Origin of the sequence: Paraburkholderia sp. RAU6.4a (assembly GCF_050435625.1) — a bacterium.
In the GTDB taxonomy this organism is placed as follows: Bacteria; Pseudomonadota; Gammaproteobacteria; order Burkholderiales; family Burkholderiaceae; genus Paraburkholderia; species Paraburkholderia tuberum.
In genome coordinates, this window is the sequence record NZ_JBNDKQ010000002.1 from 3,993,092 (window position 1) to 4,011,155 (window position 18,064).

Consider the following 18,064-nt stretch of genomic DNA (forward strand, 5'->3'; position numbering starts at 1 on the left):
TCCACGTTCGGGTGTGAACGTTCGTTAGGCAGATCTCGTGCGGACAGTAGAAAACCCAGTCCTCGGTAGCCCTTACTGCACGTGCGTACTCTACCGTGATCATCTTTTCGAGTTCCCAACACAACGCTTTGGTCATCAACTCGTCACGCATACTTCCCCCGAATTTCTCACAAAGTCAAAAAAAACATTCGCCGCTTCACTACAACTATATAGGGAGTGAGGTTGAGTGACCGAAAGCGGCCGCACTGAGATCGACGACCTCACATCGTCTGCCGAACCAAGTCCTACCTTCTACACATGCAACTGACTACCCGGTAACGGCCACCATCCAGCTGTACAGAAGCCTCATCGATGCTCCGCGTCAATTTGCAGTGTGCGGTCCACTGCCAGCAGCCTCACTGGATCGGTCTTCTTCCACTGTGATTTCGGCACGAGCACGGACCATTCGGTGTTGGCCGTATTGTGGAAGAACGCCGCCACGCCTACGTAGTTCGCTGCGTCGCCGATCGGCTCCGAGATCTTCAATGTCTGCCCCGGTCCCAGCGTCACGTCCCGGCTCCAGAGCGTCGCGGCCTTCAGCGCCTCGTTGCCCGCGAGCAGTTGCGCGTAGGTCGCTGTTACGAAAGGCTTGTCGTCCTTCAACTGGTAGATGCGCAGCACAACCGGAAGCGACGCGCCACGCACATCCTCGTTCAGTGCGCCGCGTGCCGTCACCACGAGGTTCATCTGTTTGACTTTCGTCTCGAACACCGCGCGTGTGACATCCACGGTGCCGTCCTTCACCGACTGCCAGGTCCCGCATGCCGAGACGGCCAGCGCGAGGCCCACGCCGAGCGCACCCCGCAAAATCCGGACACTCATCACAAAGGTGCTCCCTCGAAGTCGATGCGAGGATAGACGGTCTCCTTGCCACCGATGCTCAGTACCAGTTGCATGGAAACATGAAGGCTCGCGTAGCGTCCCAGAAAGTGATTGAGCACTTCGCCGAATAGCGCAGCATCGCCCGGCCCGTCGAACGCGGTCGGATCGAGTTCGACATATGCGCACGCAATACGTTGTACGTATGCCCGCTCCACCTTCTGCTTCTCGGAGAAACGTACGTCCCTGATCGCGTCGATACGACGCGAGACCCCGTCGTCTGGCGTCCAGTCGTAGAGTTCCAGCGTCTCACGCAGCGCCGGTGCGCCCTCCATATGGACCCGGTTCAGTTCGTTCGCGCCACCCGCCGTAAAGTGCCCCAATACGCGCCAGTCGTAGCCCGGGTAATAGCGCGGCGGATAGAGCGGCATGGACGGTGCCGTGAGGTTGCGCACCGATGCAATCCCGGTGAAGTCCGATACGGTTTCAGTGATCGTCGCCTCGGCCAGCGCCATGCGCGGGAGACGCCCGTTATTGGCGAGCGCGCGTACCGTCAGGTAGCGGTCCGGATCGGGACGGTCCTCGTCGTTCTCTGCGTGCCGGTACGTTCCGGCCCATAGCTGCCCCGCCAGCGTGACCCAGAGTTCCCGCCCAAGCGGACCGAAACGCGTCGACGTATGGAAGTAGCGCTCAGGCTTTTCGTGACGCAACGCCCAGCCACGATGCCGGAAACTCGTAAACGCCCGGTAGTCGTGCCGTGCGCTGTCCTCCGGCTCGGCGGCGATCACCGCGAGTACATCGTACGGCTCGACATGAGAGGCGATGCCAGGCTGTACGCGGATGCAGTGCTCCCTGTCGTGCCAGCCGACAGGTTCCAACGGCAACGCATCGACCTCAAACAGGTTGATGACAGGCGTGCAGAACAGGCGGAAATTCTCGCGGCTGACGGGATAGTCGCCAGGCATCCGGGCATCGAGTTCAATCTCGAAGGTCATCTGCGCTTCACCCGCCGGCAGCGCCGCAGCATCGAACCCGCACAGGTCGACGAAGTGAAACTTTTGCGGGAACACAAAATACTCCAGCATCGTCTGCTCGCGGTCCAGTTGCCCGTCGCGCTTCGCGTCTGTGACTGGCCATAGCCGCGTCGACGGGCCGAAGCCTGCCGCCTCGACATGCACCCCGTCCAGCGGCTGCAAGGCGCCGTCCCGTACTGACGGCAGACGCAGCCCGATTGACGCAACCTGCCGCGTCAGCGCCGCGTATAGCGTAGCCGCAGCGGGCCGGTCGCCATGCAGGTACAGGCGGATACGCGACAGGTCCATGCGCTCGCGCTGCTCCCCGAGCCAGAGACCAAACGTCAGGCGGATCACCGTACGCCCGTCGGCACGTACGGCGACGACCGCATCCTCTACCGAGAGCGGTAACAGCTCGACGGGCTGCGTCGTCCGGTATACGCACTGAACCTTATCGGGACCGACGGGCGTTGAGCGTACGACGGCTCCGGCGGGAATCGGCACCGCAGTTGCGCCCGTTCGGTTCAGCGGCGAGCATTCGATGATCGACAGCGACGGGATCGCCCGCGCCATATGCTCGTAAAGGTTGTCGAGCATCCCTTCGGTCACTTCCGGCATGCCGTCGTCGAGCTTCATGCGTAGCCGCGCCGAGAGAAATGCAAAGGCTTCGTTCACCGCGCGCACAGCCCCCTCAGGTTCGCCGTAGAGCATCCCCATGCGACGCGCGGCGTCAGGCTGCGCCTGCGCAAACTCGCGGCCTGCCTCGCGCAGGTAGCGCATCTCTTCGTCGTAGTACCTGAGGAACGGATTCTCGTGCTCAGTCGGGTTTTTCTTCCAGGGTGCGGTCATGGTTGCAATTCCGGTGGCAGGGGAGGAAGCATCGCTGCGGCACCAGCCTTGCCGACAACAAAAATCCTTTCGGGCATCTGGAAGCCGCGCAGCTTCAGCAGTTCGAGCGGACCGGCTCCAACCTGGGTGCGCAGCACGTAGCGCAACGGGTCGCCATTTGCGTCGTTCCACGTGAGCTGGTAGCGGGTACTGTCGAGCTGCTTCACATCGGCTTTTGCGAGCAGGCGCAGGAATGCCCAGTCGCCCGTCGAATCGAACGCCTGCCTCAGGCCCGCGTTGAGTGTCTGCCACGTCAGACCCGCGTGCCCGTTCAGGCCGTCGCCGGGCCAGGCGAGCGGCGTCCAGCTTTCCTGCTGGTTAAAGTAGGCGATCTGCTTGCCGTCCACCGACAGTTCCGAGCGCGTCACGTCCGGCGTCGGCAAGGCCATCATCTCGAAGCGCTCGTTGGCATCGCCCTTTATGTAGAGTTGCGCGCCGACCGTCGAGAGCTGGCGCAGGCCGGCAAGGAACTTCGGATCGAACTGGAGTGCCTGTGGTGCCAGTTCGTTCGGTGTCCAGTGATCGCCTTCGAGCTTGAGTACGCCCGCGAGTTGCGTCGAGATGAAACGGGCGACCAGGCCGGTGTCGGGACGGACGAAGCGGCCGAGTTCGGCGAAAGACGCATCAGCCTGCGTGTCGAAAAACGGATAGCGTCCGCTCATCGTGGCATTGAACGGTGCGGCGACGCTCGCGCGCCACGCCTCGTTCAGGCTGGCCGCCGCCGGTTGCAGGATCGTCTGCCACGCGGCTTCGAGCGGCTGTGCGAACACCGCATTGCCGAAGCCTGCCCATGCGGAGCCGAGACTTGCTGCGGTCAGCGCCGCATCGTCACGCGCCTGAGACAGCTCCGAGAGCTTGCCCTGGAAGACCGCCTGCGCGAGCGAGCGCGCCATCGCCTGCGCGTCGGGACTGCCTGCGATCTGCTGAAGCTTCAGTCGCATCGTGGTGACCGCCGTCAGATAGCGCGACAGGCTGACGCCACTCAGCGCGACGTTCGTCGATGCACCGGCCTTGCCGTTTCCGCTGTTCGTCGCTGCAACGCCGCTCTCTCCCATCAATGCAAGCAGCGGGCCGAATGATTTGTCCAGCGGACTGACGGCCGGTGCGTTCGCGTCGTCGCTGCCAATCAGACTTTGCGCCTTGCGCACCAGCGTGTCGGTCAGCGCCTGTGAGGGTCGTCCCGCCTGCGCCTGATACTGCACCGACTTCATCAGCGCGATCAGCGGCGACGTTTGCGCGTCGGCGAGGCGGGTGAGCTGGTCGATCGCGCCGTTCAGATTGGATGCCGGCTGCCACTGGAGGCTGTTGAGCATGGTCTGCCAGGCCGCGGTGTATTCCGCGAAGTAGCGCGCGGTGAGGCGCTGCTTCAGTTGCTCCGCCGCGCGCTTTTCGTCGATCGCGGCGCCGGTGCGGACCGCCCCCTGTGCGAGGGTGTTACCGATGGTCTGTGACGGTTGCGCGCCCGTTAGTACCCAGTCGCCGCTGACGCGCCGCTCGCGCGCGGTCCGGTCGATCGCCTCCGCGATCATGCCGTCCCACGCCGCGCGCGTGTAGATGCCTGGCACCGTCTGGGACGTATTGAATAGCCCCTGCGCGTCCGCACCGTTAAGCAGCGTCTGGAGCGACGCATCCGCGTATTTGCCGCTGACCTCGTCGAGGATGCTCTGGTACACCGTGTCGTCGGCCGATGCGAGACCCATCTGAGTCACCAGCATGTTGCGGGTCGTGCTCACGAGGCTCTGGTCGGGTGTGATGCGCCATTCGGGGTGGGCCTTCAGGTGGTCGGCGTAAAACGCGGCGAGCCGGCGGCCGGTATCGTCGCGCTCGCCTTCCGGCATATCGACCGGGCGGCGCCACAACGCGACAAGCGAGCGGCGCAGAAATGCGGCGTCGGCGCGGGCGGGGTCGGCGAGCATCAGGTAGGTCTTCAGCGCGTTGTAGGTGCTGCCGCGCGCATCCTGCGACTGCAGCGCGTCGGCCCGCGCTTCGCCCGCAGCCTTCAGCAGGTCGGTGATGGTTTGCACGACCGGCGCCTGCAGATTGCGGGTCGCCGCGATACGGTATGGCGGCCACATCGCAGCGAGAAGGGCGTCGTTCGAAGAAACGCCCGCGCGTAGATACCAGGGCGCGCCATGCTGCCGACGGTACTCAAGCTTTTCCATCAGCTGCTGGAGCGCGAGCTGGGCGCGCCAGGCCTCGGCGGTTTGCGGTTTTGCATCGACAGCGGCCTGCGCTGTCTGACTGGCCTCACGCATCAACTGCCGGTTGCCGACGAAGGACACCGTCATCCATACGCACCACAGGATCGCCGCAGCCGTGACGAGCGTGGCGAGCGCGTTGGGCCAGTAGAAGCCGACGCGCCGGCCCCGGTAGTTGGGCACCCCCGCCGCGATCTCGCGCCACACCGGCAGCAACGCGGCGGGCTGCACGCGCAGGACGGTTACTGCCGGTGGCGCGTCGGCGGGCTCGCCGGGCGTCCCGTCGCCGTTGGTAACCGGTACCGGTACGACGGTGGGCCCCGGAAAAACCGGCGCGAACATGACGCCCGCAAGCGGCGCGCGCAGCCAGTTCGATGCAGCCAGTCCCCGAAGGCCATCGACGATGCGCTCGCCATGGTCGCCGACGTACTTCGCGATCTCCATCAACCAGGTCATCCGAAGGTTGTTGCGGGTGCAAAGGTGTACGCCCGCGTCCGCAGACCGCTGCTCGAGCTCGTTCAGCAGATCCGGCAACCTGGCGGCGCCTTCCTGTGCCTGTCTGCGCGAATCGTTCGGCATGAAGGTGCCGACCGCGTCGAAGCGTTCGGACGGGCTACCCTGAGCCTCGACCGGGTGCAGGAACGTAACAGGCGCGGCCCAGCCAAGCGCGGTAGCGATGCCCGAGAGTTTGCGGGGCAGTTCGGTATCCCGAACGTCCGCGCGGGCGACATGCACGACGCCATCGACCGGGTAGCGGCGGCGCAACTGCCGGATCTGGCCGAGCCACTTCGCCGCCTCGATGCCGTCCGGCGACGCATGCACGAGAATGGTTTCGGCCACGTGCATGACGCCCGCCTGCCTGAGACCGGGCGCGACCTGATCAATGCGTTCGTCCGTACCGTTCACCAGTAGCCAGCGCTGGCGGTGCCGCCAGAACCAGCCCTGCGAGACGCGCAGCTCCTCATACACGCGCTGCAGCCGCGCATCGCGCTTGAGCGGTTTCTCCGCCTTCGTGCGCTCGCCTGTTTCGAAGCGGAACAGTCTGGCGGCCCCGCCATATGCCCCCGTCGATACCGCGAACAGATGGGCGATCACGACGATGACCAGCACCATCGGAATGCCGATCAATAGCCGCGTGCGAGGCGCGCCATCCGCGATGCCAAGGCGGTCACTCCCGAACCAGACCAGCAGGAGTGCGGCGATGGCGAGGACGAGCGCGGCGAGGGGCATGCCCCAGATCGCTGCGCGGCTCGGAGCCGGTTTGCTGGCGGCGGCATCAGGCTCCGTGTGCTGAAGGTTATTTTTGGGTATCGTCATGCGTGGATGCGTTTTCTTGATCTGCGGGTAAGACATGGAGGATGGCCGACTGCAAACCATCGACAACCAGTTGCGGTCCGCCTGCGGCACCGGATTCGATGGCAGCGGCGATTGCCAGCAGGCCGTTGGCTGCGCCGGCGTCGCCAACAATACGATCCAGGCGGCACTGCGCGGCATCCTTCGAAGCGGCCTGAAAACCGGCAGCAGCCAGAGCCCGGTCGCAGTGCTCAACCGGGCGCGTGATCCATGCGCGCGTCACTGCTGCGGCTTTGACCTTGCCCCAGATCGCGGCATTCGCGAAGCCGTACTCGGCCTCACCGTCGATCCCCTGGACGGGCCGGTGCAGCGCCGCTTTCGGGCTGACCTCCGGGGGGAGCCTGAAGTAGCCGGGGCCGAAGAGCACTGCAGCGCATCCTTCGGCACAGCCTTCGTCGATGGCATCGTCGTACCACGCTGCCGCGACGACGAGAAGCGGACGGCACTCGTGCGCATCGAGCCAGGCATCGGCCACCAGCAGCCCGTCAGATGCCGGGACAATCTGAACCTCGAGCGGCGGCAGCGCCGCCAGCCGCAACGCGTCGCGGACCTGAGCCACGCGCAGGCCCGCAATCTCCGGCCCGGCCAGCACGCGCACCTGCGGCCAGTACGCCTTTTCGTATCGGGTTAGTGCCTGGATACTTCCGGCCAGCGGCTCAAGCGCAGCACGGATCATCTGGACAGCCGGAGCGGTCTTCGTCAGTACGCCTGCGCCGCCCTCGCTTTCCTCTTCACCCGCTATGGGCAGCCCGGCCAGCAGCGGATCATGATCCTCGAAGCGGTTGCACGAGACCTTGCCCGATCCATGGCGGGCGCTCTGCATCTTCAGGAGCGATTGCTTGCCAGCGAGAACTTCGGCCAGGGATCTGCGCGCGAGCGGCAGGCAGTAGCCTGCCTCGAGTACGTGCAGCGGGCGCTGCGCGAAACGGATTTTCTCCGCCAGCCAGCGATCACGATGATGGTTGCGCCAGTACGCGCGATACCACAGCGCTTCGTAGCCCGCGCGGGCAAAGCCGAGCAGGACCAGGAACACGCCGTTCGGTGCCCCGACCATCCAGCTCCAGAACTCCAGGCCGCGCGCAGGCTCACCCTTCGGCCACGCAAGCAGCACGATCACGGGGCCGAACACGTTACAGACGAACCAGGTCGCCGCCCATGGCCAGAAACGCATCCTGGGCGGATACCCGCTGGGGCGTCCGGCGGAAGAAAGATCGACGGGCATTACTCGATGTTGAAATTCATGAGCGACGAAAGCAGACGACAGCCGCACGCGCAGTGGTAATGATGGAAGGCAACCTCCCTGCCGTCGCGGTCGGGAAACTTCGCGTAGCCTTCGTCGATGACAGTCGGGCCGTGCTGCGCGCAGATCGCCTCGTCGCCCTTGCGGGCAAGCGGCCTGCCCATGAAGTTCATCCATGGCGAGCCGCCAGTCACTTCGCCGCCGTGTTCGAGTTCGTCGCCTTTGCGGACGGGAGATTGCATATATTAATCGAGACCCTTCATGAATTTCAGTTACGCAACGGCACATTACGAGAAAAATAGGCGCCGCACCATTTCATAAATTCAGCGAACTCAGATAAGGGAATTCACCACATCACCAAATGCATTCCGAGCCATTTTCCCCCAGCGCCTCGGGATTAAAGAGAAACGCAATTTGCTTACGAGTTCCGTAATTCTTATAAGTCATGGAATATATATTTGCACCTTGACTCATCATTTCGTACTCTCCCGCAATTTTCCCTCCGTACACTTCATACCATGTCGTTGTCACTTGATCCGGACGCCCTGGACTTATCTCTTCCGTCTCTTCATTTTTCGATACCAACGTTATTGCCGACTTAGCACCGCGATACTTTACAAATGCACCGGACCACTTTGCAGCGTCATCGTACAAAACATGAAGGCCAAAATTCTTTGATCCCGGGCCGCTGGAATCGAAGCAATATACCTCTTCCGAAATTTCGCAGTGTGCGACTGCTGGCAGCAACACGATAGCGACAGCACATAGTTGCCTAAGACTTTTTTTCATTCGGGAATCTGCCGTTCAATAGATGCAGTGATGGTATGAATCGTTTTATAAAATTTCTTTTTCGGGTGCTGATGCGGCGGATGGCCTTCCATGACTGGAGAACCTTGCGCGTCCAAGACAGGTTCTCTTTGGGAGTTTCGCCGCCATTCAAAAGTTATGATCACCTGCTCACTTTTTAAAATCTCATCCGTAAGAATATTTCGCAAATATACGACCGATTGAAGGCGAACATCTAATCCATTAAGGTTTTCAATGGCGACATAGCCGTTCACATCCTTACTCGCCCTGATCGCATCGTCTTGCGTAACACCTGCATCCACATGCGATAGCATTCCGTTGCGCTTCGCAACATAAAAGCAGGCGCTATCAACGCAATTATCAGTATTTTGCCCCCCATTATTGTCTTTAGCGATCAAGGCATCAGGATCCCATCCAAGCGCATGAAATTTCTCGGGAACGGCTCCGGACTGGAACTTCCGAAAATTCCCATAAGGCTTATAGTTTTCGAGGTGCGTTAGCTGTATAAGCCCACGCCCATAATATGGATTATAATGTTGGCGCTCGCCACCAATTTCCTTGACCAAGCTCAGCCTGCCAGTCTCAGGAATAACGTGAGACAAAAAATGCAATAGCCGAATCGAGTTAATCCCATATTTTCTCGTTCCGACATTAAACGATTTATTCCATTTTTCCGCGTGAGAAAGCGCACTATTCCAAGGCAGCTTTGACGGTCGAAATTGAGTCAACTCTAACTGGAGCAAGCTACGCGGGAAGCACTCTGCCATTTCCCGAGCATCAAGCCAAGAGCACTTCCTAAAATGGCGGATAAACGCCAGAGGATGGAAAAACCACAGCTCCTTCCCAGCGAGCGGCGTCTTGTCCAGAAACTGGAACTTGCTCAGGAAATCGGTGAACTTGGCGTACCCATCGGGGTTGGTATCCTTCTGCTTGCCAAAAAAGCCATACGGGTCGTTCAGGTCCTTGTACCGTTCGTCGTTGTTGGACGGATCCCACTCGCTGCGCGCCTTGAACACCATCCCCCGGAGCTTTTCATCCACGCCGTCCGTGTTCTGCACATAGCTGGCAAGCTGCAGGTTGACCTCATTGTTGTTGTTTGGATCGGCTTCAAGCGGCTGTGCCGATGGCAGCGAATCCTGAATGCCGGTCAACCCGCAAAGCGTGGCGTAATCACATCGCCCGGCGTCGTTGAACGGCGTGTTGTCGCCATCCACCTTTTGCCAACCCGTAAAGAACGGGAAATCCGCATCGGACAGCTTCTTGATCGCGTCCGGCGCGATGTTGACGTAGCCCAGCGTGCCGTTCCCGTCGAACGGCACTGCGATCCAGGTGGCACAAGCCGTCCCCGTCAGCGTCGGATGGTCCGAGAGAATGCGTCCAAACCGCAGCATTTCATAACCATCGCTCGGGCACGTCGGATAGAGTGCCATCGCGCGATCACACAGGTCGTATTCGTAGCGCTTTGGATTGTGGTGGCTGTCGGTGCCGTGATCATATGGGTCCGCGACGGGGTCGGGCGTAAGCAGCATCACGTTGCCGCTGCTGCCGCGATCGATCCACGCCCGCGTAAAGCGCTGCCCCTTGTTGAACCACGCCTCGACATAGAGCGTGTCACCTGCGCCAAGCGAGCCGCCCGGCACTCGGGGAAACCACTTCTCATCCATGCCCGCTGGCTGCGGATAGAACTCCTGCGGGCCGGAAATGACGAAATAGCTGTGCCCCCAATAGTCGCCCGTGGTCGGCTGGGCCGGTTTTTTCACCCCGATCTGTACCTTGTCGAACCAGGCCTTGAAATCGCCGTCCGCCATGAATACTTCGAAGTGCAGATGCGCCACACCCTGATGCTGGCCGACGTAGCCAAGCATGTCCTTGCGATACACCTTCTTCGTGCCGGCCGTCTGGACTACCCCATCCTTGCCCCCTGCCGTATCGAGCAGCCATTTGGGCAGCGCATTCGCCGAGCCGGTCTCCGGCGGGTCGTTAGGCTGGGGGACGATGTGCTCCTGGCTGGTCATGTCCAGCAGGTGCATGTAGAGCGAGTAATACGTGATCGTGCGTCCGTCTCCCGTGTTGGTCTTGTGCCGAAGCAGGACGAAACCGGCATTCGAGTTCAGCTCAGGTTGCCCGGTCGTCGAATTGGTGGTGCCATCCGAGATGCCATTCTTGCAGACCCGGTACGCAACAACATCCCCATCAGCGATCGCGCGGACGGGTTCCGTCTGCTCACCCGGGTTCAGATGGATGCCGCAATGAGAACGCCGGTCGAAGGTGACCGGCCAGACCCCGTGATGACCGATCTCGAACTGGTCGATGAGCTCCATCATGGGGTCCGGTTTCGACGCGTCGCTGGCCGTCAGGCCCGACGCGGGAAGGAAGGGAGGGCTGATGATCATGGCTTCAGTGGGATGACGAATACGGGTCGGAAATCTTCAGGCTGCTTTTCGGCAGGGACGGTAACTGGGTCGGCACGTTGCCGGGGCCGACAAACGTGAACGAGGCAGCCTTGATGGTGTATGCGCCGGGGCAGTGGAACGTGATGTTGCCCGCCTCCATGACAACCGAGGCCCCGCCGCAGTTGAGCGTGATCTTCGACTTCGCCGACACCTGCACATCCGCACTTTCGCTGGCGACGCGCAACTGCTTCTGCGCGAACAGATCCATGCCGTCCGTGAGCGCTGCCATCAGGACCTTCCCCTTCGCCGCGATAAATTTCATCCCGAGCTTGTGTGCACACAGCGAAATCAGATCCCCCGCCACCATGCGCAGGCGCCTAACGACGCTCACGTCCATGTCCTGGCCTGCCGTGACAATCGCGTTCTGCCCCGCCGAGTGCTGCATTGATTTCGGCGTCACGAACGCCATGCCGCCGGGGGCGCTCGCGAGCAGCCCTGCGTCGCGAAGCTGGTTCAGCCCGTCGAGCAGCGCCGACTGCGTGGCGCGGTCGGCCGGATCAGCACCGGCCTGCGTGGTCGCCGTTGCCAGATCCGTCACGCGCTGCAGGGCCGCCTTGAGCTGCGCGACAGCGGCGGGCATGTCCAGGTGCGGGGTATCCGGCCCGGCTGCCGCGTCCGCCGAGAGGAACAGGCCCTTCGCCGCGCGTGCCGTGCCCCACGATTTAGTGGTAGCCTCAAACCCCTCTCCGCGAGCGAGCTTCTTGCTGTTGAGCAGGTAGCCCTGGTTGAAGGCCGTCTGGCTGTACACGGTCGCGAGGCGCGCACTCTCCTTTCCTTGCAGATCGTTGAACACCACCTCCGCACCGAGCAGCGGCGAGCGCCAGATGGCATAGCTAAACAGCGACTGGTCTCCGCGCACCACGTCCGGGTGGGCGTAGTCGTGCATGGCCCCCGCTATGTAGATGCGGTCCACGTCGCGATTTTGGGCGTCGAGCAGGACCTCGGTCCCCGGCAGCAGGGGCGAGTGGAAGCCGCCCTGGTAGGACGATGACGGACGCAGCAGGCGCAGCTTCAGCAGCTTGTTGTCGGTGTTGCCCGTGCCCTGCAGGAACTTCGGCAGCACGCTATAACGCCCGTGGTCGTCCATGTCGCCGTAGGGGGCGGAGTCGCTCGTCGTGACCACGCCCACAGCGGGACCAGGCAGAAAACGCCAGTCCCGCTCAAAGTCAAACCTCGGCCGGTAGGTCAGGTTCGCCGGCATCGCCTTGAAGCGCGTATAGGCCGGCTTGGTGCGGCTGCCCTTCATCTTGAACGAAGTGATCACGAAGCCGTATTCGGCGCTCGGCATCTTCGCATTGGTGAGCTTCATTACCACGCCCGCCGCGATGCCCTTGGCGTCGGTCCTGCCCGCCAGCGTCGCCTGACGCGCGATCTGCCCGTCGCGCCGGGTCTGTGCGAACGTTTCGGCCTGCGCTGGCGTCAGATGGCCTTCGACGCTGCGACTGATCTGCCCGAACGACGAGCGGTCATCCGTCTCGCTGGAGACATTCGCCGTGGCGCGAAGGGAATCGTCCGGCGTGCAGTAGTTGCGCTCCCACAGTTCGATGGTGGCCGGCACCAGCGCGCGCTGCTCATGCACGGCCTGGGCCGCTTCGTGCCAGCTCGCGTGCAGGCCCGAGGCATCCAGCAGCGGCACGTCGACCGAGCGGATATAGGCGCGCGGATTGTTGGCGAACACGATGGTGTCGAGCTTGCCATCCTTGCCGCGTCCCTGCTTGTAGAACCAGAAAACGCCGAGGCGGCGGCAATGGCGGGCGATGAAATTCCAGAGCGACTCCTCCAGCATCACCACCTGCTCCATCTTCTCCTGCAGCCCTTCGATCTGGAATTCGACATCGAAGGCATCAAAATTCTTGCGGTCCACCAGCGCCTGGGTGATCAGCTCCTGCAAAGTCACATCTTTAAATGTGTCGCTTTTGATGATGCGTTTGCAGAGGGCCACAAAGCGCGGCTCGATGCGTATCTGGTAAGCCGACTCGTCGCGGCTCGTGCGGATGCGCTTCCAGCTCGTCACCACGCCGTTGAAGGTGGCGGCGTCGTGACTGACGGGCTGCACGTAGCTCACCGAGGGCACCGCCGCCTGCTCGTCGATCTGCAGGCCCGCGCGACGGCCCACATACTGCTTGCCGTCGATCTCCAGCCGTGGCGACGTAACCGTGACGTCGACGCGGTAGTCCTTGCAGAAGCCACCGCTGGCCTTGAAATCGAGCACGTCGAGGTCATGGGGCTGGGAGCCGATCCAGATCCTGAGGTGCTGGGTCAGGCGCGCGCTCGGATGGCTGAGCGCGGCGGTAAAGTTTTTCGTGACAGCATTCATCCACACATCCCTGTATGGTTAAAGAAACGAGGCACAGCTGTTGCGTCAGCAACCGTCAACCGAAAAAATCTAGGGCGGTACCCGCTGCCCGTCAATCACTCCACTCACCCTGTGCGAAATTGCCAACGATTTTGTGAATGATCGTTAAATCGGAATCCTTTGCTTTTTCGAGATGGAAATGCGTGATAAACGGGTGCAGCAACACCTAATGGCGAACGACGCATGCGAGTCGATCGCGCGCGGGAAACGGTCAGCCCTGCTGCTCGTGATAGCGCAGTGTGGTAGAGAGAAGCGTGGCGTCGCCGCGAGCGCGCGCCTCCAGAAGTTCGGCGATGCGCTCAATCATGGCCAGCATCTCCCCGCGCGTTTCGTTCGGGTCGGGTCGGGAGGCACATGATTTATCTGATGGACGCGCGTGACAACATATGCAGACACAATATGCAAAACGAATAAACGTCTGCTTCTCGCCGTGCAATTGAAAAAGGCGGCATCAAGCCGCCTTCATTGGATTGCTGACAGAGCCAGTTAGTGCTTCGTCGTGGTCGTGCCAGGAGTCGCAAGTCTGTCCTGAACGCTTTGCGCCGCATCGGCCAGCAGGTCCGCCGCATCGCGGGGAGTAAGACGACGGTCCGGAATACCCTTGGCGTCGAGCGCCAGAACCGTGAGCAGTTCATGATCGCAATTGTTCATGCGCCTCTAGTCCTCGCCGATATGAATCATGACCTCAAGCAGATTCCGCTGGTCGTGTCTTTCCTCAGGCGTTACAGAAGGATTCCTGAACAATGAAGTCGCAAGCGTAATCAGATGTTGAAGTTGCTGTCCCTGCCGTTCACAGAGATGGAAGGCAGCCAGCGCGAGACGTTCATACTGAAGCGCATCTACGGGGGGGGGGGCGGGAAGAAGGCTGTTGCCTGGTAGCTTTGGTCATACGCGGACCGGGTTATGGTTAAGGATGGCCCGGTCTCACACCTATGAGCGTGGGTGAGCGGGCACATGACAGGGCTGGAAAACCGGTGCAACACCAAACCGGCAGGCCCGAGTCTGCATGTGCTCTTCAGCGGGGCTGCAACGCGATGTCGCGTGGGTACTCGAGCCGATTGCGTCGTCGGCGTAGGGCGGCACGATGCGCCAATCGCCGTCGGTTAGCTCGCGCGATCGGCTGAATGTCCCAGCACCGGTTCACGGTCGTCACTGCGCTCAGCAGCCGAGAGATCCCTCAGAAAACTCGAACTCCACCAGTGCACATCGAACTGGCGGATCCGCCCCATTAATGCTGCGTGACGACTGATCCGTTCTTCGATTGACATCGTCAGCGCACGCTGAATGACCTGCGCTGTCCCGTGCGTATCGTACGGATTCACCAGAAGAGCTTCTTTCAATTGTTCCGCTGCGCCGGCAAATCGGGAGAGAACCAGCACGCCGGGATCGGCTGGGTCCTGCGCGGCGATAAACTCCTTGGCGACCAGGTTCATCCCATCGCGCAGTGGCGTGACAAGCGCGACGCGGCTTGCGCGATATAGTCCCGGTAGCCGCCTACGGGCGACGTTGCGATGAATATAACGAACCGGCATCCAGTCAAGTTCGCCGAAGTCACCGTTTATCGCGCCGCAGAGGCTGTCCATCTCGCGGCGCAGATCGTCATAGGCACCCACGTCTTCCCGGCTCGGGGACGCGATCTGGATGAGTGTTGCGCTGTTGCGGTTCTCGGGGTAGTTCGCGAGAAGCTCACGAAACGCGTGCACGCGCTGCGGTAGACCCCTTTGAGTAATCCAGCCTGTCGACGCCGAGAAGCAGGCGGCGTCGGGAGTACTCCTGTCGCATACGATCGAACATTTCGACACCCTCCCGGTCCTGCGCGAGAGCGGCGAACTCATCGACGTCGATTCCTATCGGATACGCCCCGACCCGCAACGTGCGATTGAAGGCCCGAAGCTGTGCGCCGGGTAGCGCGTCAGCGCCGGCTTCGGACTCTACGTAGTGCGTAAAATGCGTTACATCCGCTTCGCTCTGGAAGCCGGCCAGATCGTAGGCGAATAGTGAACGCATGAGCCATTCGTGCTCTGGAATGGCCGCCATGATGAGAGGCGGTGGCATCGGGACATGCAGAAAGAATCCGATCCGGTTGCCGCACCCCATCGCTCTGAGTTCGGCAGCAAGGGGGATCAGGTGATAGTCATGGACCCAGATGATGTCGTCGGGCCTGAGCAACGGTAGCAGCTTCCGCGCGAACAGCTGGTTGACCCGCCGGTACCCTGCTGCGAATCGTACATCAAAATTCGCGAGGTCCAGCCGGTAGTGGAATACTGGCCATAAAACATCGTTCGCGTATCCCAGATAGTAGCTATCGTAATCCTGCTGGTTCAGGTCAAGCGTCGCCAGTTGTATGTTCCCGATTGTTTGCAGTCTGACGCTGGTCTCGCTGTCAGATTCGGGTGCCGCGTCGCGAATCTTGCCGCTCCAGCCAAACCACATCCCACCTGTCTGTTGCAGACTCTCTTTTACCGCTACAGCGAGACCTCCCGCTGCGGCCTTCCGGAGGTCAGCAGTGCGATTCGAAACAACAACAAGACGGCTCACTCAATCCCCCGGTTGGATACCGCAGCGCAAGGCAAGGGCGTGAGCGTGTTATCAGCAGGTCCGATTTGCCCAGCGCTACCGCTTGTCGCGAGGACAAAACCGCCTTTACCAAGCGTCCGTTCTTTACTACAGTGTGTAAGCAATCGTAACACAGTAGTGTCAGCGCTATTCAAAGCCGCGAAAGTTCACTTCGCGCTTGGCAAACGGCGAATTACTCGAATCAACCTTCGCAATATCGCCCTGATTGCAGAGCGGGACATCGAGAGAAATTTTGCACTGTATCAATTGTCGTTGCAAACACTCATCGAGCGGCTGCGGCAACCTCGCATCATGACTTTGCCGCTGGCGGTACGGCGGCAGGTTCTTTTCGATCGCATGGCAACCGCGGGATCGCTTGGAACCGTCCCGGTCGTCGATCGCTCGGGTCGCGTTTTGCTCGACTCGGATGATGCGACGCCTGAACAGGTAAGTGTGGCGAGTCAAAAATATTTCATCGTTCAACGAGACGATCCGCACGCGGGCTTTTATATCAGTGATCCCTATTCTTCCCCATTGCGTTTCGGCACGCCCAGCATAGCCCTGAGCAAGCGGATATCCGAGTCAGACGGATCGTTCGGTGGAATCGTCGTCCTGGTCATCAGTCTCGACTACTTTCGCGCCTTGCTGTTTCGCTAATCGGGAAGGATGGCGTCACGATCATGCGTCAACCTCTCGGTAATGGAATCCTTGGGAAGGACATCCGCCAGTCCCATACATTGCGGCGATTCATCTCGGCAGAGCGTCGTTCGCCAAGTCACGTAGCCCGCGCGAGTGATCGCTGGATATTTCGGTCTCCATGGGGAGTTACTCCCTTCGCGTTCAGTTTTGCGCCCGCCGACGAAGCCAGCATGACAGCCGCTGCGGCGATCTCATCGACGTCGCCGAAGGGCTTTGACGGGTTGAGCTGTTCGTACCAGGCGACCATCGCGGGATCTTCCCATTGTGAACGCGCCATCTCTGTCTTGAAGGTGCCGGGTGCGATGCCGTTCGCACAAACCCCCTTTGATTAGCGGGCAACAGGCGGTCGGGTATGGACTAGCGGAATCGCGTAGTTGCCTCCGGACAGTTGATGGACGAGGCCCTTAAACTCGCTGACAAGCTGCTCGCCCAGCCACACAAAACGCCCTTCGGGAGACCAGGAAGATCATGAATACGGTTCTGCGCCAGAGTGCATCGCACGTGCTCGACACGAAGCTAGCAGCGCAGCTTTCCGCCACGCTAAGCGATGAGCATCATCAGCTTGCAGGAGCATTTTTCGCTGGCCAGAAGCGCGCCTGGCGCGCCCCGGACTGCGGAGTACGCCATGCGCCCTCAGCTTTTCAGCATCCGTATTACCCAGCTTCTCGACATACGGCACCTGTCCGATTTAAGTTTGTTACTGACGCCTACAATGGCGGCGTCCGCCCGAGCCGCCGGCAGATTAAATTTCTGTTGACGGATGTTTTGAGGCTAGCCGATAGTCACTGCCGAAAAGACCCGTTAATTCCAGGCTCATGCGTGAAAGACACAACCCAATCTCTCTCATCGCGCGCTGACCATGTTTATTTCAGCGTGCGCGACGATATCTTCGACATGCGCCTGCTGCCCGGCGATCGTATGACCGAAGGCAGTATCGCGGATCGCTTCGGCGTTTCCCGCACACCGGCGCGCGAGGCGCTGCAGCGCCTCCAAAGCGACGGGTTGATGCGCGGCTATGTGCGCGGCGGCTGGGAAGTCGTGCCGATCGATTTCAAGCGCTTCGAAGATCTATACGAAATGCGCAAGCTGATCGAGTCGTTTTCGGTCAGCCGGTTCTTTGGGGTCGACGGCGCCTTATCCGCGACCGCCTTGCAGATGCTCGAGCGGCTCGAGCGCATCTGGAACGTTCCTCACGCACAGCGCGTTCGCGATGGCCGCGAGATGGTGGCACTCGACGAAGCCTTTCACGAGGCGTTGGTCGTCGCCGCCGGCAACGCCGAGTTGAGCGCGGCCATGCAGCGCGTGACCGACCGCATCCGCGTGGTGCGGCGGCTCGATCTCGTCTATGGTGACTGCATCGATGACACTTACGACGAACACATTGCAATTCTCGCGGCCATCCGCAATCTTGCGGCGGACAGTGCCGTCGAGTTGCTGGGACGGCACATAGAAGGGAGCCGGGCGGAGGTGCGCACGCTGACGACCGAGCGCCTGCAACGCGCCCGCACCGCATTGGAGCCTCACAGCGCTCCCTATGCACCACCAAGGTTGCGCGGCACCATCTAGCAACATACGTCGGAGCGGCTCGAGCTTTTAAGCTCCTTCTGCAGTCAGCCTCTGCGGGAATTCTGGCTGATGGCACG

Annotated in this window: 11 protein-coding genes and 2 pseudogenes; 2 read left to right on the forward strand and 11 right to left on the reverse strand. The window is 61.2% G+C overall.

The window, feature by feature from the left end:
• Positions 1-345: 345 nt before the first annotated feature.
• The 10 genes and pseudogenes from tssJ to otsA all read right to left on the reverse strand — a co-directional run bounded on the left by tssJ (position 346) and on the right by otsA (position 15,704).
• The gene (tssJ, locus tag OKW40_RS23255; RefSeq protein ID WP_429491702.1) at positions 346-861 is read right to left on the reverse strand and encodes a type VI secretion system lipoprotein TssJ; all 516 of its coding nucleotides are present in this window, start codon (positions 859-861) and stop codon (positions 346-348) included.
• A complete protein-coding gene (gene tssF, locus OKW40_RS23260) occupies positions 861-2,720 on the reverse strand; it encodes a type VI secretion system baseplate subunit TssF (RefSeq protein WP_429491704.1) in 1,860 nt (619 codons plus the stop codon). The genes tssJ and tssF overlap by 1 nt, the downstream gene beginning before the upstream one ends.
• Positions 2,717-6,274, reverse strand: coding sequence for an ImcF-related family protein (locus tag OKW40_RS23265; protein ID WP_429491706.1), 3,558 nt, complete (start codon positions 6,272-6,274; stop codon positions 2,717-2,719). The genes tssF and OKW40_RS23265 overlap by 4 nt, the downstream gene beginning before the upstream one ends.
• Positions 6,255-7,532: a hypothetical protein gene (locus OKW40_RS23270; protein ID WP_429491708.1), complete on the reverse strand. Its 1,278-nt coding sequence runs from the start codon at positions 7,530-7,532 to the stop codon at positions 6,255-6,257. The genes OKW40_RS23265 and OKW40_RS23270 overlap by 20 nt, the downstream gene beginning before the upstream one ends.
• Complete coding sequence (locus tag OKW40_RS23275; protein WP_429491710.1) at positions 7,532-7,792, reverse strand: PAAR domain-containing protein; 261 nt, start codon at positions 7,790-7,792, stop codon at positions 7,532-7,534. Before OKW40_RS23275 ends, OKW40_RS23270 begins: the two co-directional genes overlap by 1 nt.
• Before the next feature lie 112 nt (positions 7,793-7,904).
• Positions 7,905-8,339 carry a hypothetical protein gene (locus OKW40_RS23280; RefSeq protein ID WP_429491712.1) on the reverse strand — a complete coding sequence of 145 codons (435 nt, stop codon included), beginning with the start codon at positions 8,337-8,339 and terminating at the stop codon, positions 7,905-7,907.
• Positions 8,336-10,750: a hypothetical protein gene (locus tag OKW40_RS23285; RefSeq protein WP_429491714.1), complete on the reverse strand. Its 2,415-nt coding sequence runs from the start codon at positions 10,748-10,750 to the stop codon at positions 8,336-8,338. The genes OKW40_RS23280 and OKW40_RS23285 overlap by 4 nt, the downstream gene beginning before the upstream one ends.
• 4 nt (positions 10,751-10,754) lie before the next feature.
• Positions 10,755-13,127, reverse strand: coding sequence for a DUF2345 domain-containing protein (locus OKW40_RS23290; RefSeq protein ID WP_429491716.1), 2,373 nt, complete (start codon positions 13,125-13,127; stop codon positions 10,755-10,757).
• Between the two features lie 525 nt (positions 13,128-13,652).
• Entirely contained in the window at positions 13,653-13,817 is a 165-nt protein-coding gene (locus OKW40_RS23295) for a hypothetical protein (RefSeq protein ID WP_429406579.1), read from the reverse strand.
• A gap of 452 nt (positions 13,818-14,269) precedes the next feature.
• Positions 14,270-15,704 (reverse strand): annotated as a pseudogene (gene otsA, locus OKW40_RS23300) (alpha,alpha-trehalose-phosphate synthase (UDP-forming)).
• Positions 15,705-15,860: 156 nt separating this feature from the next.
• Here otsA and OKW40_RS23305 point away from each other — a divergent pair.
• On the forward strand, positions 15,861-16,379 hold the full coding sequence (locus OKW40_RS23305) for a PDC sensor domain-containing protein (protein WP_429491718.1): 519 nt from the start codon (positions 15,861-15,863) through the stop codon (positions 16,377-16,379).
• 118 nt (positions 16,380-16,497) lie between these two features.
• On the opposite strand, the pseudogene OKW40_RS23310 reads toward OKW40_RS23305, so the two are convergent.
• A pseudogene (locus OKW40_RS23310) lies at positions 16,498-16,734 on the reverse strand (SDR family oxidoreductase); the annotation flags it as partial.
• Positions 16,735-17,240: 506 nt separating this feature from the next.
• Here OKW40_RS23310 and OKW40_RS23315 point away from each other — a divergent pair.
• Complete coding sequence (locus OKW40_RS23315; RefSeq protein ID WP_429492041.1) at positions 17,241-17,987, forward strand: GntR family transcriptional regulator; 747 nt, start codon at positions 17,241-17,243, stop codon at positions 17,985-17,987.
• The last annotated feature ends 77 nt before the right edge of the window (positions 17,988-18,064 follow it).

Coding starts and splice junctions, on each gene's coding strand:
- OKW40_RS23265 (WP_429491706.1), bottom strand. CDS start 6,274: ATGACGATACCCAAAAATAACCTTCAGCACACGGAGCCTGATGCCGCC.
- OKW40_RS23280 (WP_429491712.1), bottom strand. CDS start 8,339: ATGAAAAAAAGTCTTAGGCAACTATGTGCTGTCGCTATCGTGTTGCTG.
- OKW40_RS23275 (WP_429491710.1), bottom strand. CDS start 7,792: ATGCAATCTCCCGTCCGCAAAGGCGACGAACTCGAACACGGCGGCGAA.
- tssJ (WP_429491702.1), bottom strand. CDS start 861: ATGAGTGTCCGGATTTTGCGGGGTGCGCTCGGCGTGGGCCTCGCGCTG.
- OKW40_RS23295 (WP_429406579.1), bottom strand. CDS start 13,817: ATGAACAATTGCGATCATGAACTGCTCACGGTTCTGGCGCTCGACGCC.
- OKW40_RS23285 (WP_429491714.1), bottom strand. CDS start 10,750: ATGATCATCAGCCCTCCCTTCCTTCCCGCGTCGGGCCTGACGGCCAGC.
- OKW40_RS23290 (WP_429491716.1), bottom strand. CDS start 13,127: ATGAATGCTGTCACGAAAAACTTTACCGCCGCGCTCAGCCATCCGAGC.
- OKW40_RS23270 (WP_429491708.1), bottom strand. CDS start 7,532: ATGCCCGTCGATCTTTCTTCCGCCGGACGCCCCAGCGGGTATCCGCCC.
- tssF (WP_429491704.1), bottom strand. CDS start 2,720: ATGACCGCACCCTGGAAGAAAAACCCGACTGAGCACGAGAATCCGTTC.